Genomic DNA, 16,962 nt, shown 5'->3' with positions numbered 1-16,962 from the left:
TTTTATTTTAGTGTGTTCCCTTAGTATGGCAATGATTTTTATACATATTCCTTTAAAAAAGAGCATAAGTTGTGATGAAGAATAGTGGCAATTTGCCTATCGTCACATAGACTGTAAAAGACTTATGTACAGGAGGGGAACTACAAAGTGAAAATTCATGTTGTTCAAAAAGGCGATACACTATGGAATATTTCCAAAAAATATGGTGTAGACTTTGAAGAATTAAAAAAGATGAATACGCAATTAAGCAACCCCGACATGATCATGCCAGGTATGAAAATTAAAGTTCCAACCGGTAACGTACCTGTAAAAAAAGAAATGCAGACAAATGTCGGGACAGTTAAGGAAAGTGTGAAAAAGGAAGCACCTATTGCTGCCAAAAAAGAAGCGCCTATAGCAGCTAAAAAAGAAGCACCAAAAAAAGAGGCAGTTCATCCATATGCTGATAAATCACCACAGCCATTACCAGTAATGGAGGCAAAAGAAGAAATAAAGGAAAAGAAGGTACCATATACTCCAAAGATGCCAACACCAAGTCCAATTAACATTGAGGGTAATAAGCTTAATATGTTAAATCTAGAATCACTTAAGGCTCCAAGCGCACCACCTATTTTACCAGGAATGATGCAGCCAGAAGAGAAGCCACAAGTAGCAGGTGTTCAAGAGAAAGCGCCTAAAAAAGCACCTCAGGTAGCAGGTGTTCAGGAGAAAGCGCCTAAAAAAGCACCACATGTGGCAGGTATTCAAGAGAAAGCGCCTAAACAAGCACCTCAAGTTGCAGGGGTTCAAGAGGGATTTCCTCAACCGGTACCAATGCCAACTGCACCAGTAGGATATACACCACCACAACCGGCGGAGTATCCTTGTGTGCCAATGTCACCAGTATTACCAGGTTCAGGATTGGGACCTTTTGCAAGCCCACCAGTTCCACCATTCCAACAAGGTGCACCAATGCCTATGGGCTATCCGGGATATCCTCAAGGAATAAATCCGGCTATGTTTGATGATGACGATGATGATTTACCACCACCAATGCCAAACGTAGCACATACACAGCCAATGGGTTATGCGCCATCACCAATGCCATATCAGCAAATGCCAAACTTTGTTGCTGGTGCACAAGCAGGCTATAAAAATGATTGTGGATGTGGAGGTCATGTGAAACCAGCTGGATATCATCAGCAAATGGGATTACCTCAAGGATATGGTACAATCCCACCTGGATATGGAATGTCGCAACCAGGATTTGCTGGAGCAGGAGTACCTCAACCATATGGTTTACCACAACAACAAGGGTTAGGTGGATTCCAGCAACCTTATGGAATGCCACAACAACCGGGATTAGGTGGATTTCAGCAACCTTTTGGTGTACCGCAACAAGGATTTGGGGGTTACCCACATCTACAACCTTATACTGGACCACAACAGGGATTAACACCTTATGGTCAAGGCTTTCAGCCAGGACTAATGCAATCCCCTGGACAGCCAACTGTTCCTGGTGGGGCTCCATTTGGTATGAATCCTGGTCAGCCAATACCATTTAATCAAAATCCAATGTTTACAATGCCGGACTTTGATGATGATGATTTAGATTAAGCTATAAAGATTAAAGGAGACGGTTGTTTTATGATCGTCTTCTTTTTTTATGGATTCAAATTATCAATAGTATTCAATGAAATAGTCAGAATGTAAAAATTGTTTACTTATCATCCCTTGTGCTACTATAGAAAATTATAATAGTAAAGAAGGGAAGAGTGAAAATGGAAGAGAAAATTACATTCCTTGTCAATTGGATAAAAGCTCAGGTAGAAAGTGCAGGATTAAAGGGTGCTATAGTAGGTGTAAGTGGGGGTATTGATTCAGCAGTTGTCACTTATTTAATAAAAAAGGCTTTCCCGAATGCCTCATTAGGTTTAATTATGCCTTGTAAAAGTAGTGAAAGTGATAAACATGATGCGTTAAAAGTAATTGAAGGCTGTGACATACACCATCATGTAATTGATTTAACGGCGACTCATGAAACCCTTTTTACAGAACTAGAGAAACAATTAAAAGAAAAAAATGAATGGAATGAAGAAACGGCAAGATTAGGTGATGCTAACACAAGAGCTCGTCTTCGTATGACAACTCTTTATGCAGTTGCAAATAATTATGGATACCTGGTTGTTGGAACAGACAATGCAGCTGAATGGCATACTGGATATTTCACAAAATATGGAGATGGTGGAGTAGACCTTGTACCACTAGTCCATTTGACAAAAGGTGAGGTTCGAGAGATGGCAATAGCACTCGGTGTGCATGATGACGTCATCAACAAAGCTCCTAGTGCAGGACTTTGGGAAGGACAAACAGATGAAAATGAGATGGGTACAACCTATAACATGATCGATAAGTATTTAAAAGGTGAAGAAATTCCGAATCATGATAAAGAAATCATTCAAAAATTACATAATAGGTCACATCATAAACGCAGCTTAGCGGCAGCTCCACCACCGTTTGAAAAGTAACGTTTGAAATACCGATACTTAACAGATTAAACTACCCCCTTTTAAGCCAACCTATAGATGAACGTCTAATATAGATGTTCAAAAGCTTAAAGGGGGTATTTCCAATGAGGAAGCAATTTCTTACTTTTTCAGCGACAGCATTATTGTTAGGTGGCCTTGTTGGGTGTAATACGAATGAAGGGGCCATGGATAATAATGAGAATGTAAGGCCTTTTGGTTATTATTCGAACGAGGGTGATAACAGTACCGGTGACGATCAAAACGGTAATGCGTATACACTTGATGATAATGATGGGCCACTTACAGAAATAATGGATCGAAATACGAGAAATGACCGTACTCACAATACCCGCTATGGAGCCCTTAATCGAAAAGAAGGAAATCAAAATCGAGAAGGGAATATTGAGGAAATAAACGACCATGAAAGATATATTATAGGTGATGATGGTGATAAGGATAATCATCACGGATCCAACGATATAAATTACCACGGTCATTTAAATGATGAAGACAATACTGCAAGATCAACTGGTTATTACAATAACTATGATGGTAACCTTGCAGAACGTATTACAGATCGTGTAGAAGGTATTAAAAATGTTGATGATGTACGTACTGTGATTATGGGGGACAATATTTTAGTTGCAATTGATACAAATGACAGAAATGATGCAAATGTTGAAAAAGAAGTACAAAAAGCAGTTAAGCCACTTGCAAAAGGGAAAAATATTAATGTTGTTACTGACGAGGGAACGTATAGCAGAGTAAGAAATCTTGATAATGATATTCGTCAAGGTAACAGAAGAGAAACAATTGATGCAGATATGAAAGACCTTTTTAGAAATGTTGACGAAACACTTCGTCGGCCATTTACAGATAATAATAACCGATAATGTTAGGAATAAAGTCAGTCCATATTTGGGCTGGCTTATTTAAATTTAAATAAAAAAGACAATAATAATTGGATAACTCTTCTATTATTGGTCACACTATGAAATAAAGAAGGTTTATTTATGTAATGATTGCTAAAAATTCTAGCAAGAGGTGATGTTAATATGAGACCTTCCATTAGAATATTTACTTGGACTACTATTATTTTGTTTTCCATTTTTTACTTCGGTTTTTTAAAAGAGGCGCCATCTACTCATGAACTAAATAGAGCCGAAGCATCAACAGAGATTGTAGAAAAAGAGAACAAGGCTTATGAGGTAAATGGACCTCTAACAATTACCGTTATATTGGAAAGATTATATTTAGACGGTGAAGTAAGTGAGGAAATTGTAGAAGAAACAATTTGGTCAATGGAAGATTTTTGGGCCCAATATGAGGATTGGCAGCTAGTACATCAAGATGAAGAACAGATTGTTTTTCAACAACAAATTGATGATATTTCGCCCTTATTAAAATCAAATGGGTATTTTGGGATAACTGATGATGGAATACTTACAATTTACGAAGGTAAACCAAAGGAATCAACAAAAGTAATTCAATCTTTTTTTCAAATAGATGTAAAAAAGCTTGAGAGTCATCAGCATACTCGTCTAAAAGAAGGAATAAGAGTTAGTTCAAAGGATCACTATGAAGATATCATTGAGACCTTTAAAACTCTCTCTGCTACCCCAACTACCAACACTTTAAAAGACTAGTCCTATAAGCTAGTCTTTTTTCGTGTTTTTTCTCTGTACATTTTAATAAATATGATAAAATGAGGTACAGCAAGAAAGAGGAGAGAATTTCATTGATTGAATTTATAAAAGGACAAATAGATTTTGTTAACCCGGAATATATTGTTGTCGAAAATAATGGAGTAGGCTATCTGATTTATACACCAAATCCATTTGTATTTAGAAAGAATAAAAATGAAATGGTCACCATATACACGTATCAACATGTTCGTGAGGATATTTTAGCCTTATATGGCTTTCAAACGCGTGAAGAGAGAGCACTGTTTATGAAGTTATTAAATGTTTCTGGTATAGGTCCAAAAGGTGGACTCGCGATCTTAGCTTCAGGACAACCAGCCCAAGTTGTACGAGCCATTGAGAACGAGGATGAAAAATTCTTAGTCCGTTTCCCTGGCATCGGCAAGAAAACAGCAAGGCAAATGATCCTTGATTTAAAAGGGAAACTTCATGATTTAGTACCGGAAGGATTAGATGATTTATTTACGTCAGAAGATAGGCTCATTCTTGAAAGTACATCTTCTGAAGCACTTGATGAGGCGGTTGAAGCTTTAAAAGTTCTAGGGTATGCGGAGCGTGAAATCAAAAAAATCATACCAGAGCTTTTACAAGAAACAATGACAACTGATCAATACATAAGAAAGGCTCTCCAAATGCTACTAAAATAAGGGGGACTAAATTATGGAGGAAAGAATTGTCTCTGGTGAAGCAGATATAGATGAGTCTTCACTCGAACAAAGTTTAAGACCACAAACGCTTAAACAGTATATTGGCCAAGATAAGGTTAAAGCCAATATGGAAGTCTTTATTGAAGCAGCAAAGATGAGACAAGAAACGTTAGATCACGTCCTATTGTATGGACCTCCTGGTCTTGGGAAAACTACTCTTGCTACAATTATTGCTAATGAGATGGGTGTGAATATCCGAACGACTTCTGGACCTGCAATTGAACGTCCAGGTGATTTGGCTGCTGTTTTAACTGCCTTAGAGCCAGGTGATGTCTTATTTATAGATGAGATACATAGATTACACCGCTCCGTCGAAGAGGTTCTTTATCCTGCGATGGAGGACTTTTGTTTGGATATAGTTATTGGTAAAGGGGAAACGGCAAGGTCTGTAAGGTTAGATCTCCCTCCATTCACCCTTGTAGGGGCTACTACAAGGGCTGGATCTCTGTCCGCACCTCTACGGGACCGGTTCGGTGTGTTAAGTAGACTTGAATATTATAATGAAGCACAGCTAACCGATATAGTTGAACGAACCGCTGAAATACTAGATGTAGCGATTGAACCAAATGCAGCCATTGAAGTTGCTAGACGATCACGTGGGACTCCGAGAATTGCTAATCGTCTCTTGAGAAGAGTTAGAGATTTTGCTCAAGTTCGAGGGAATGGAGAAATAACGAATACTCTTTGCAGCGAAGCACTTGAACTTCTTCAGGTCGATAGTTTAGGATTGGATCATATTGACCATAAATTACTTAAAGGGATCATTGAAAAGTTCAGAGGAGGACCTGTTGGTCTAGAAACCATTGCTGCAACAATTGGCGAAGAGGCTCATACGATTGAAGATGTATATGAACCCTATTTATTGCAAATTGGCTTTCTCCAACGAACACCAAGAGGCAGGATTGTAACCGAGTTAGTTTACAACCACTTCCACATGGAAATTCCTAAGGAGTGATATTGATGGGGAAAATATTAATGACCCTAGGCATAATCCTACTTATCATAGGCATGATATGGCAATTTATAGGAAAACTTCCTGGTGATATTGTTATAAAAAAGGGCAACACAACATTCTACTTTCCAATTGTAACATCAATTGTGGTAAGCATCGTCCTATCAATCATCTTCTATGTGATTGGTCGATTTAAATGAATAGATTAGAACCCTATAAAAATGTTTATGTGACCTCATTTGGACCAAAATGCAGAATTGAGGGCTGATAAAACGATTTATGTGATCTCATTTGGACCAAAATGTAGAATTGAGGGCTGATAAAACGATTTATGTGACCTCGTTTGGTTTAAAATGCAGAACTGACGGCTGATAAAACGATTTATGTGACCTCATTTGGTCCAAAGTCCACAAATGACGGCTGATAAAACTGTTTATTTGACCTCATTTGGACCAAAATGCACAAATGACGGCTGATAAAACTGTTTATGTGACCTCATTTGGCCCAAAGTGCACAAATGAGGGTTGATAAAACGATTTATGTAACCTAATTTGGCCCAAAGTGCACAACTGACGGCTGATAAAACTGTTTATGTGACCTCATTTGGCCCAAAATGCACAAATGATGACTGATAAACCGATTTGAACTTAACAAATTAGATTCAAACCGAAATGAATTAGAAATAGGTGAAAAAATGAAAGTAGATTTATTTGATTTCCATTTACCAGAGGAACTCATCGCTCAAACTCCGCTTGAAGATCGAGAAGCCTCTAGGCTACTAGTACTAGATAAGCAAACAGGAGAACTAACCCACGATACATTTAGATCCATTCTTACATACCTAAATGAAGGAGACTGTTTAGTCCTAAATGATACAAGGGTTTTACCTGCAAGGCTATTCGGAGTAAAAGAAGATACTGGCGCAAAAGTTGAGGTATTGTTGTTAAAACAAGCATCAGATGATACATGGGAAACCCTAGTTAAACCGGCAAAGAGAGTGAAAGAAGGTAGTGTGCTAACATTTGGAGATGGACGCCTAAAGGCAACTTGTACAGGTACGAGTGATCAAGGAGGAAGAACCTTCGAGTTTCAATATGAAGGCATCTTCTACGAAGTTCTAGATTCACTTGGAGAAATGCCATTACCACCCTACATTAAAGAACAATTAGATGACCAAGAACGTTACCAGACTGTATTTGCTCGAGAACGAGGTTCAGCAGCTGCCCCTACAGCAGGATTACATTTTACCGAAAAATTACTGCAAGAAATTAAGGATAAAGGAGTTCATGTTGCCTTTATAACGTTACATGTTGGATTAGGAACGTTTCGACCTGTAAGTGTTGACTCAATTGAAGAACATGATATGCACTCAGAATTTTATCAAATGACCAAAGGAACAGCAGAACTACTAAATAAAGTAAAAGCAGAAGGTGGAAGAATCATTTCTGTTGGAACAACATCAACACGAACCCTCGAAACAATTATGAATACATACAGTCAATTTCAGGAATGCAATGGCTGGACGAATATCTTTATCTATCCAGGTTATGAATTTAAAGCAATAGATGGGTTAATTACAAACTTCCATCTACCTAAATCAACACTAGTTATGATGATCAGTGCACTAGTAGGAAGAGAAAAGATTTTACATGCATACAATGAAGCAGTAAAGGAACGTTATCGTTTCTTTAGCTTTGGAGATGCTATGCTAATTATCTAACTAGGGATATATAAAAGGCTTTTACTAGGTTTAGTGTTTAGCTCCAGGTGCCCAGCGACTAGTGGCCTTCACCTCTCCTCCTTACGATAAGTCAACATCGGATCGCTATGCTCTCCGTGTTTCCTTTATCATGCGGATATGTTCAGTCCATACGTCGCTAACCGGGCACCTTACGCTTTTCTATTTAGAAGGGAGATACAAAAATTGACGGCAATACGTTATGAATTAATAAAAACTTGTAAACAAACAGGAGCTAGGCTCGGTAAGGTTCATACTCCACATGGTTCATTTGATACTCCGGTATTTATGCCAGTTGGTACCTTAGCCACTGTAAAGACCATGTCACCAGAAGATTTAAAAGAAATGGGTGCTGGTATAATTCTAAGTAACACCTACCATTTATGGCTACGCCCAGGACATGAGATTGTAAAAGAAGCTGGTGGGTTACATAAGTTTATGAATTGGGATCGTGCTATTCTTACAGATTCAGGTGGCTTCCAAGTTTTTAGTTTAAGTGAATTTCGTGAAATTCAAGAAGAGGGCGTTCATTTTCGAAATCATCTAAATGGTGATAAGTTATTTCTCTCACCTGAAAAAGCTATGGATATTCAAAATGCTCTTGGCTCCGATATCATGATGGCATTTGACGAATGTCCACCTTACCCTGCTGAATTTGACTATATGAAAAAATCAGTTGAACGAACAAGCCGCTGGGCTGAAAGATGTTTAAATGCACACCAACGCCCAAATGACCAAGGGCTATTTGGAATCGTCCAAGGTGGGGAGTATGAAGAACTCCGAAAACAAAGCGCAAAGGATTTAGTTTCAATGGATTTCCCTGGGTATGCAGTTGGAGGACTTTCGGTTGGAGAACCAAAGGACGTAATGAACAGAGTGTTAGATTTCACAACTCCATGGCTTCCTACTAATAAGCCAAGATATTTAATGGGAGTGGGGTCTCCTGATTCATTAATTGATGGTGCAATTCGTGGAATTGATATGTTTGATTGTGTACTTCCTACAAGAATTGCTCGTAATGGGACACTAATGACAAGTGAAGGAAGATTGGTTGTTAAGAATGCACAGTTCGCGAGAGATTATCGACCTCTTGATGAAAATTGTGATTGTTATACTTGCCGTAATTATAGCAGAGCCTATATTCGTCACTTAATTAAATGTGAAGAAACCTTTGGGATAAGATTAACGACTTATCATAATCTTCATTTTCTGTTAAAATTAATGGAGCAGGTTAGACAAGCTATTATGGAAGACCGACTTGGTGATTTCCGTGAAGAATTCTTTGAGCGCTATGGTTTTAATAAACCGAATGCAAAAAATTTCTAGGCTAGACTGCAACTTATGAAAGGGGTGAACTAAATGGAAGGTTTATTAGGAACAGTTGGACCATTAATACTAATGTTTGCTATTTTTTATTTTCTGTTAATCCGTCCACAGCAAAAGCGTCAAAAAGCAGTTCGTGAAATGCAATCGTCTATTAAAAAAGGTGATAAAGTTATAACTGTTGGTGGATTTCACGGTATTGTTGATGCAATTGATGAGGATACAATCGTACTTAAAGCTGGAGACGGCGCTAGACTTACTTTTGATCGTCAAGCAGTACGCGAAACAAGAAATTAGGTAAAAGGAAAGAGCTTTCAAATGAAAGCTCTTTTTTCTTTATTACTTTTATGCGTTTCTAGCAGGAGTCGTTACATTAACCCCAATTATACCGCCAATCATTGCTGTAGCTAAGAACCCAGTATGATAAAAGAACTGCTCAGTGGAGAAAGTACTATCAAAACCTAAAAAGTTAAACAAAAACACAATTAGGATGTATAACAAGCCTGTTGCGCCTCCCATTAACCATCCTTTTTCTTTTCCTTTCCCTCCCGAAACAAAACCACCGATAAATAGCGCTAAGAATGAAAGAATTAAGATAACCCAGGACAATGAAGATTCCTGTAGTGTCGTAAATTTAAGCAATAGAGAAAATAATAAACTAGAGCCTAATACAACTACTAAGATTGCTACGACACCATAAATCATTGCTATACCCATGTTTTTCATTGTGACATCCCCTTTCTAAGTGATGTAGATGTAAAAAGGTATTGGGAAATATCATGAAGACTAAAAGTGCTACATTTTCTTCTTACATCTAGCCTTAGTACGAGCATATTCATGTCCAATTAATTTTAGAATCAAGATTTTACTTTTTGTTCCTAAAAATGGTAGAACAATATCCTAATGATTTTTGAACAATTGTAGAAAGCTAAACATATTGGTTTGTAAAAAAAGGTAAGGATTTACTCCGCTTTTACAAGAGGTTTGAAGGGGGCAATTATTGGTGGAGGAATATGTAATCATTACCGCTAGAACGATTTTTATTTACTTTGTGATCTTATTTATATTTCGTCTAATGGGCAAAAGAGAAATTGGTGAGTTAAGTATAGTAGATCTAGTTGTTTCGATTATGATTGCTGAGATGGCTGTTGTATCTATCGAAAATACATCTGATCCATTGCTGCATACAGTTTTTCCAATGTTATTACTGATGCTAATTCAAATTGCTTTAGCCTACTTTTCAATTAAAAGCCAAAAAATTCGCGAACTTATAGATGGTAAACCTACGGTAATTATCGATAAAGGAAAAATTGATGAACATGAAATGAGAAAACAACGGTATAATTTTGATGATTTACTTTTACAATTAAGGGAGAAAAATGTTCGAAGTGTTTCTGATGTAGAGTTTGCAATACTTGAGCCATCTGGCAAGCTTTCTGTGTTCCAAAAGGAGTACGAACAACAACAAAACAATAATCCTACAGTAAGTGAATTCGAGTGGCCTATCATTATCGACGGGGTTGTTCAAGAAAAACAACTAGAAAAAATAAATAAAACAAATTTATGGATACGACAGCAACTACGTAACCTTGGATATAAGGATATTAAGAAGATATCTTACTGTTCCTATAACGAGAAAAAAGGGACGTTCGTTATTGATATAAAGGATGAAAAAAAATAAAAGTAACCATCCATGAAAGGGTGGTTACTTTTTAATTGGTAGAAATGCTGCAAGTGGTGGACCAACAAATGGGATTCTCTTCACTTCATTTCTATCAACCAGTCTAAATGCAAATAGAAGAACGCAATAGACTAGTGAAGTAAAGATGATTGAAACTAATGTTTTACTAATTAGAGGCAAGGATATAAATACAGTTGTAAATAAATAGTGCCCACAAATACCTGATCCGACCATTGTTAAAAAGCTCTTAATATAATCCCTTACATAAAAACTATAAGAAATGATTTTTACAATTGTACTAAAATGCAGTAGGGTAACTAAAACCATACCTGCAACTATTGCTAAAGCAGCACCCATAATTCCAAGCTCAGGACGTGTTGCTAATGCGAATATAGCGATCGTCTTAACTACTGCACCTATTATGCTATTAATCATGGCGGCTTTTGCTAAATCTAATGCCTGTAATGTAGCCTGTAAAGGTCCTTGAAAGTAGTAAAAGATAAAGAAGGGAGCCATTACCTTTACAAAAATCGCGGACTCTCCACTCCCATAAATAAGTTCCATAAGAGGTGCTGCAAAAACATATAAAACTACTACTGCTAAACCACCGGTAACTAAAGATAATCTAAGTGCTTGTTGCAAACGGTGTTCAATTAAAAGAGTTTGTTTTTTAGCGGCCGCCTCGCTAATTGCTGGAACTAAGGATGTTGCGAGAGCATATGTTATAAATGATGGCAACAGTAATAAAGGTAAAGCAAATCCAGTTAGCTGACCATATTGGCTAGTGGCAAGGTGTGTAGCAACACCTGCAATAGCTAAACTTTGAGCAACTACAATTGGTTCAAAAAACCAAGCAATTGAACCTATCAATCTGCTGCCTGTTGTCGGTAGAGCTATTGACATTAATTCATTAAACGTTTGCTTCCCTGCCTTTACAGCTTTGAAAAAATCAGTTCGGACTTTTACTCGTTTCTTCGTTTTAAACATCCAGAACATATAAAGTAAGGAAATTAATTCACCTATTACCGCTGATATCATTGCCCCCGCCGCGGCAAACTCAATTCCATAAGGTAGAAAGGCTTTAGTAAATACTGCTACAAGTGTTATTCGTACAACCTGCTCAATTACTTGAGATATGGCAGCGGGACGCATGTTTTGTCGGCCCTGGAAATAACCCCTTAACACAGATGAGATAGCGATAATTGGAACAATTGGAGAGATAGCTAATAGAGGCCAATATGTTCTAGAATCAGTAAATAATGTTTCAGATAGAATTGGAGCTAGGAATATCATTGTAGGTGTGAAGATTAAACTTAGTGAGCCGGTGACGGTTAGAGAAACAACAAGTATTTTTTTTATCTTTCTCCGATCACCAATTGCCTCAGCCTCAGCAATAAGCTTAGAAATCGCAACAGGTAGCCCCATTTGTACAAGTGTTATCGTAAGTACGAAAGTAGGCACAGCCATCATATATAGGCCAACACCTTCTGCACCAATCAAGTTAGCTACAACTATTCGATTTATAAAGCCTAAAACCTTCGTTATAAGGCCAGCAACTATGAGTATTAACGTTCCTTGTAAAAATGTTTGTTTCGACATGTGTTTCCCTACCTTCTCAAACAAGGTTATTTCATTTACAATTACTATATGCGAGGTAGGGGGCCAAGCATGACAAGTATTATTCTATTCCCTTTCTCATAATGTTAAATAGATAACATTATTCGTAGAGAAAGGATTGATTAGATGAAAGAAAGAATAAAAGATTTCCTTGTGCAAAACCTTGAATTTTTGCCTCCAGAATTAATTATTTTAGTTATCTCGGCTTTACCGATTTTAGAATTAAGAGGTGGCTTACCACTTGCCTATATTCACTATGATTTTAGTCTTGCAAAATCAATCCTATTAAGTGTAAGTGGAAATTTACTTCCATTAATCCCAATACTTTTACTTTTTCATCCATTAAGTAAGTGGTTAATGAGGTTTAATCTATATCAAAAAATGTATAATTGGCTTTATCATCGTACGTTAAAAAAAGGAAATAATGTTGAAAAATACGGAGCCGTGGGACTGCTATTATTTACAGCACTTCCTCTCCCAACAACTGGAGCCTATAGTGCTTGTATAGCAGCTGCTATCTTTGGAATTCGTTTTCGTTATGCTTTTATAGCCATTTCACTTGGGGTGATAAGTGCTGCAATCATTGTTAGTTTAGGATTACTATCTATTTCAATTTTATAGGGGGACTAAGATGAGTATTAATAAACATCCTTTCGACCAATATCGTACACAGGTTGAGCCTGCATTAATTAGTAAACTTGAGGAATTCCAATTGTTTGGTTATGACAAAGTGACTGAAGAAGAGTTATGGGGGTTTTTAACAAAAAAGAGATGGAAGAAAGCAACTGAAGAAAGAAAACTTCATGAAATTGTGAATGATATTTTATCACTAAATATCAGTGATTATATTACATATGCTACAATTGAAGCCTTTAAATCTACGGATAATGTATTTTCTGAAGAAGGCAAAGAGTCGTATAAAGCTTTGTTTGGAAAGTAATTTTTAGACGATTCACTTATTTTCCTCCTTTCACCTCTGACATTGACAGGTTTTAGGTGTTGTTTCATAATGGGATTATTGGTATTTTAGCTAGCTTTTTGTAGACAGAAGGAGGATTACGTTTCAAATGGTAAAAAGAGGTCGGATAGTAGCTTTTTTTCTGCTTGTACTTCTTATCGGAAGTTTAATGGGTACAACGCTAAATGGAATTGTAAATAATATAAAACTTGGATTAGACCTTCAAGGTGGTTTTGAAATTCTATATGAAGTTAAACCTGCCAAAGAAGGAGATGTCATTGATCGAGATGTACTACTAAGTACGGTTGAAGCTCTGGATAGACGTGTAAACGTCCTTGGGGTAAGTGAACCTAATATCCAGATTGAAGGTGAAGATCGTATCCGTGTCCAGTTAGCTGGAGTGGATGATCAAAACACAGTTCGTGAAATATTATCAACGCAAGCAAAGCTAACATTCCGTGATGTAAATGATAACATCATGTTGGATGGAACTGACCTAGTTGAAAATGGAGCAAAGCAAAGCTTTGCGGAGCAAAACCAACCAATTGTTAGCTTAAAGTTAAAAGATGCAAATTTGTTTAAAGAAGTAACTGAGGATATTTTGGCTATGGGTGTCCCTAACAACCTTCTTGTCATTTGGTTAGATTTTGAAGAAGGTGTGGACTCTTATGCTGCTGAAGCACTAAAAGCTGAACCAAAATTCATTTCAGCACCAAGGGTTTCACAAATATTAAATACATCAGATGTTCAAATTGAAGGTAATTTTACAGTTGAAAGTGCAGATCAATTGGCTGATCTACTCAATGCAGGTTCACTTCCTGTAGACCTTGAAGAAATTTATTCAACATCAGTTGGCGCAAAATTCGGTGAAACAGCATTGCAAAAAACAGTCTTTGCTGGAATGATCGGTATTGCAATTATCTTTTTATTTATGATTTTCTATTACCGCTTCCCAGGAATTATTGCGGTTGTCACACTAAGCATTTACATTTTCTTGATTCTGCAAATTTTCGACTGGATGAATGCTGTATTAACATTACCAGGTATTGCGGCTTTACTGCTTGGTGTTGGTATGGCGGTTGATGCGAATATCATTACTTATGAGCGCATTAGGGAAGAATTAAGATTAGGAAAATCTGTAATGTCTGCCTTTAAATCTGGTAATCGAAATTCCTTGTCAACAATCTTTGATGCAAACATTACGACTCTGTTAGCTGCAGTTGTATTATTTAGTTTTGGTACAAGCTCTGTTAAAGGTTTTGCGACAATGCTAATTGTCAGTATTTTGGTCAGCTTCTTAACAGCTGTATATGGCTCGCGTTTACTCCTTGGCCTATGGGTTAATAGTCGCATCTTTAATAATAAGCCAGGACTCTTTGGAGTTAAACAAAGTGAGATTGCTGATATAGCAACAGTAACAGATGAAACAGAAGTAGTAACGAGATATGATCGTTTTGATTTCGTGAAGCATCGTAAGAAATTCTTCATTGCTTCAGGAGTTATGTTTGTTTTAGGTATTGGTTTACTATTAACGTTAAAGTTGAATCTAGGGATTGATTTTGCTAGTGGTACACGTGTAGAAATCCTAGCTGAGAAGTCGCTAACAGCCCAAGAGGTAACTGAAGAATTTAGAGACCTTGGTTATGAGCCAAAAGATGTTATCCTTTCAGGTGATAATAAAGAAATTGGAGTTGCAAGGTTTATAGGCGTACTATCTAAGGATGAAATTGCAGAGGTTAAAACTCATTTTCAAAACCTTTATGGCGCAGAACCAAGTGTAAGCACGGTATCTCCAACTGTAGGTAAAGAACTTGCAAGAAATGCTTTTTTTGCAGTGATGATAGCATCCATAGGAATTATCATCTACGTAACGATTCGTTTTGAAATGATAATGGCGATAGCAGCGATTATAGCGTTACTACACGATGCCTTCTTTATCATTATGTTGTTTAGCTTAACACGTTTAGAAGTGGATATTACATTTATAGCTGCAATACTAACAATTGTCGGCTATTCGATTAATGATACAATAGTAACGTTTGACCGCATTCGTGAGTTAATGAAGAAGTCGAAGAGAGTGAAAACGTTCGAAGACCTCTCCGATATTGTGAATAAAGCATTACGCCAAACACTTGGCAGATCAGTAAGTACTGTAATCACAGTGGTATTTGTCGTCCTAGCTTTACTATTCCTAGGTGCAGAATCCATCACCAACTTCTCGTTTGCTTTACTAGTTGGATTAATTGCTGGTACGTATTCTTCACTTTTCCTTGCATCACAGTTATGGTTAGTTTGGAAACATAAACAACTTGAGAAGAGACGCTATGCGAAAATCGAAGATAAAGAACCTGAGCCAGAAGTATAAACGTAGAATAAAGCCGTGGAGAAATCCACGGCTTTTAATATTTTCAAGTTCAATTTGTGGTGAGAGAATATGTTATTGGTTACAATAAGATACGACTGTTTTACAAGGAAGGGTGAGTAACTTGGGGAACAAAGATCGATTCAAGGAAGCTGAATTTGCGGCAATGGTAGGAGTAGTCGGAAATCTTGGATTAGCTATTTTAAAATATGTAATCGGTGTCATCTCAGGAAGTAGAGCATTAGTAGCAGATGCTGCGCATTCCGCGACGGATGTTGCTGGTTCTTTAGCGGTTTTTATTGGGTTACGTGCAGCAAAGCAACCACCTGACGAGGATCATCCATATGGTCACGGGAAAGCCGAATCCATTGCTGCTATCATCGTATCTGTACTTTTATTTTTAGTTGGTATAGAGATTGGAAAATCTTCATTTGAAGCGTTTTTCGAACCCATAGAGGCACCAAAGACAATCGCTATTTACGCACTTATCATATCAATCATTGCCAAAGAAGCAATGTTTAGATACAAATACAAGTTGGGTAAAAGAATAAAAAGTGATGCAATTATCGTTAATGCTTACGACCACCGATCAGATGTCTACTCCTCTATTGCCGCATTAATTGGTGTAGGGGCAGCCATTCTAGGAGAAAAAATGGGAATTCCATGGTTAGAATATGGAGACCCTGTTGCAGGCTTATTTGTTTCTATTCTAATTCTTAAAACAGCTTGGAAGTTAGGGAAAGAATCAATTCATAATACCCTGGACCATGTTTTACATGAAGAAGATACTGTTGAAATGCGAAATGTAGTATTAACAGTACCTGGGGTTAAAAAGATTGGTTCTCTACATGCTCGTGAGCATGGACATTATGTAATAGTAGATATAAAAGTTTCTGTTGATCCACATATAACAGTCGAAGAAGGTCATAAAATAGGAAAAACGGTAAAACAAAAATTAATAGAGGTTTCAAATGTCCAAGATGTGTTCGTACATATTAATCCTTATTCAGAAGATGATGAGGATTAATTTGAATCTAAAGGGGGATTAAATTATGAAGGGACAATGGAGTTTAATCTTAGCATTCTTATTTGCTATTATAGTTGCATTATTTGCAGTAATAAATGTTGAGCCGGTTGAAGTTGACTATCTATTTGGGACTGCTGACTGGCCACTTATCCTTATTATTTTAGGTTCAGTATCAATGGGGGGAATAATTGTGGCATCTGCCGGGATATTCCGACTTTTTGTATTACAAAGGAAAGTAAAAGGACTTGAAAAAGAAAATGCAGCTCTTAAGGTGGAAGTTGATAACAAAAATGAACAACTTAAAGAAACTACACCTTCAGAACCATTAGAAGAGACAGCTGAACATAAGGAAAGTAGTGAACTAAAATAAAATATTTCCAGCTTTAT

18 protein-coding genes are annotated in these 16,962 nt (G+C 37.1%); 16 read left to right on the top strand and 2 right to left on the bottom strand.

Annotated elements, in window-relative coordinates; all coding sequences use genetic code 11:
- Positions 1 to 147 precede the first annotated feature (147 nt).
- From safA to yajC, 10 genes are all read left to right on the top strand, one after another.
- A complete protein-coding gene (gene safA / locus J2Z26_RS22425) occupies positions 148 to 1,596 on the top strand; it encodes a SafA/ExsA family spore coat assembly protein (protein ID WP_193535581.1) in 1,449 nt (482 codons plus the stop codon).
- A gap of 164 nt (positions 1,597 to 1,760) precedes the next feature.
- Positions 1,761 to 2,507: an NAD(+) synthase gene (nadE, locus tag J2Z26_RS12995; protein ID WP_193535580.1), complete on the top strand. Its 747-nt coding sequence runs from the start codon at positions 1,761 to 1,763 to the stop codon at positions 2,505 to 2,507.
- A gap of 104 nt (positions 2,508 to 2,611) precedes the next feature.
- Entirely contained in the window at positions 2,612 to 3,400 is a 789-nt protein-coding gene (locus J2Z26_RS12990; RefSeq protein ID WP_193535579.1) for a YhcN/YlaJ family sporulation lipoprotein, read from the top strand.
- Between the two features lie 162 nt (positions 3,401 to 3,562).
- Entirely contained in the window at positions 3,563 to 4,153 is a 591-nt protein-coding gene (locus tag J2Z26_RS12985; RefSeq protein ID WP_193535578.1) for an intercompartmental signaling factor BofC, read from the top strand.
- 92 nt (positions 4,154 to 4,245) lie between these two features.
- Entirely contained in the window at positions 4,246 to 4,857 is a 612-nt protein-coding gene (gene ruvA, locus J2Z26_RS12980) for a Holliday junction branch migration protein RuvA (protein WP_193535577.1), read from the top strand.
- A 13-nt stretch (positions 4,858 to 4,870) separates the two neighbouring features.
- Positions 4,871 to 5,872 (top strand): Holliday junction branch migration DNA helicase RuvB, encoded by a 1,002-nt coding sequence (gene ruvB / locus J2Z26_RS12975; protein WP_193535576.1) that lies wholly within the window; start codon positions 4,871 to 4,873, stop codon positions 5,870 to 5,872.
- Positions 5,873 to 5,877: 5 nt separating this feature from the next.
- On the top strand, positions 5,878 to 6,069 hold the full coding sequence (locus tag J2Z26_RS12970) for a DUF2905 domain-containing protein (protein WP_193535575.1): 192 nt from the start codon (positions 5,878 to 5,880) through the stop codon (positions 6,067 to 6,069).
- 494 nt (positions 6,070 to 6,563) lie between these two features.
- Positions 6,564 to 7,589, top strand: coding sequence for a tRNA preQ1(34) S-adenosylmethionine ribosyltransferase-isomerase QueA (gene queA, locus J2Z26_RS12965; protein ID WP_193535574.1), 1,026 nt, complete (start codon positions 6,564 to 6,566; stop codon positions 7,587 to 7,589).
- Between the two features lie 204 nt (positions 7,590 to 7,793).
- On the top strand, positions 7,794 to 8,933 hold the full coding sequence (tgt, locus tag J2Z26_RS12960) for a tRNA guanosine(34) transglycosylase Tgt (protein ID WP_193535573.1): 1,140 nt from the start codon (positions 7,794 to 7,796) through the stop codon (positions 8,931 to 8,933).
- 33 nt (positions 8,934 to 8,966) lie between these two features.
- The gene (yajC, locus tag J2Z26_RS12955) at positions 8,967 to 9,227 is read left to right on the top strand and encodes a preprotein translocase subunit YajC (RefSeq protein WP_193535572.1); all 261 of its coding nucleotides are present in this window, start codon (positions 8,967 to 8,969) and stop codon (positions 9,225 to 9,227) included.
- 48 nt (positions 9,228 to 9,275) lie between these two features.
- Here the strand turns inward: yajC and J2Z26_RS12950 are convergent, their stop codons facing one another.
- On the bottom strand, positions 9,276 to 9,656 hold the full coding sequence (locus J2Z26_RS12950; RefSeq protein WP_193535571.1) for a TIGR04086 family membrane protein: 381 nt from the start codon (positions 9,654 to 9,656) through the stop codon (positions 9,276 to 9,278).
- A gap of 277 nt (positions 9,657 to 9,933) precedes the next feature.
- Here J2Z26_RS12950 and J2Z26_RS12945 point away from each other — a divergent pair, with 277 nt between their 5' ends.
- Positions 9,934 to 10,611 (top strand): DUF421 domain-containing protein, encoded by a 678-nt coding sequence (locus tag J2Z26_RS12945; RefSeq protein WP_193535570.1) that lies wholly within the window; start codon positions 9,934 to 9,936, stop codon positions 10,609 to 10,611.
- Between the two features lie 24 nt (positions 10,612 to 10,635).
- Here the strand turns inward: J2Z26_RS12945 and spoVB are convergent, their stop codons facing one another.
- Positions 10,636 to 12,210, bottom strand: coding sequence for a stage V sporulation protein B (spoVB, locus tag J2Z26_RS12940; RefSeq protein WP_193535569.1), 1,575 nt, complete (start codon positions 12,208 to 12,210; stop codon positions 10,636 to 10,638).
- A gap of 144 nt (positions 12,211 to 12,354) precedes the next feature.
- On the opposite strand from spoVB, the gene J2Z26_RS12935 reads away from it, so the two are divergent.
- From J2Z26_RS12935 to J2Z26_RS12915, 5 genes are all read left to right on the top strand, one after another.
- Positions 12,355 to 12,849, top strand: a complete 495-nt coding sequence (locus tag J2Z26_RS12935) for a COG2426 family protein (RefSeq protein WP_193535568.1) — start codon at positions 12,355 to 12,357, stop codon at positions 12,847 to 12,849.
- Between the two features lie 10 nt (positions 12,850 to 12,859).
- Positions 12,860 to 13,168: a post-transcriptional regulator gene (locus J2Z26_RS12930; RefSeq protein WP_193535567.1), complete on the top strand. Its 309-nt coding sequence runs from the start codon at positions 12,860 to 12,862 to the stop codon at positions 13,166 to 13,168.
- A 127-nt stretch (positions 13,169 to 13,295) separates the two neighbouring features.
- Positions 13,296 to 15,551 carry a protein translocase subunit SecDF gene (gene secDF / locus J2Z26_RS12925; protein ID WP_193535566.1) on the top strand — a complete coding sequence of 752 codons (2,256 nt, stop codon included), beginning with the start codon at positions 13,296 to 13,298 and terminating at the stop codon, positions 15,549 to 15,551.
- A gap of 163 nt (positions 15,552 to 15,714) precedes the next feature.
- Entirely contained in the window at positions 15,715 to 16,575 is an 861-nt protein-coding gene (locus J2Z26_RS12920; RefSeq protein WP_406565551.1) for a cation diffusion facilitator family transporter, read from the top strand.
- A 25-nt stretch (positions 16,576 to 16,600) separates the two neighbouring features.
- Positions 16,601 to 16,945: a LapA family protein gene (locus J2Z26_RS12915; RefSeq protein ID WP_193535564.1), complete on the top strand. Its 345-nt coding sequence runs from the start codon at positions 16,601 to 16,603 to the stop codon at positions 16,943 to 16,945.
- Positions 16,946 to 16,962: the final 17 nt, after the last annotated feature.

The sequence above is a fragment of the Cytobacillus luteolus genome, assembly GCF_017873715.1.
GTDB classification, from domain to species: Bacteria; Bacillota; Bacilli; order Bacillales; family Bacillaceae_L; genus Bacillus_BV; species Bacillus_BV luteola.
The sequence above is the reverse complement of the archived record's forward strand: the minus strand, read 5'-3'. Positions and strand labels throughout refer to the sequence as shown.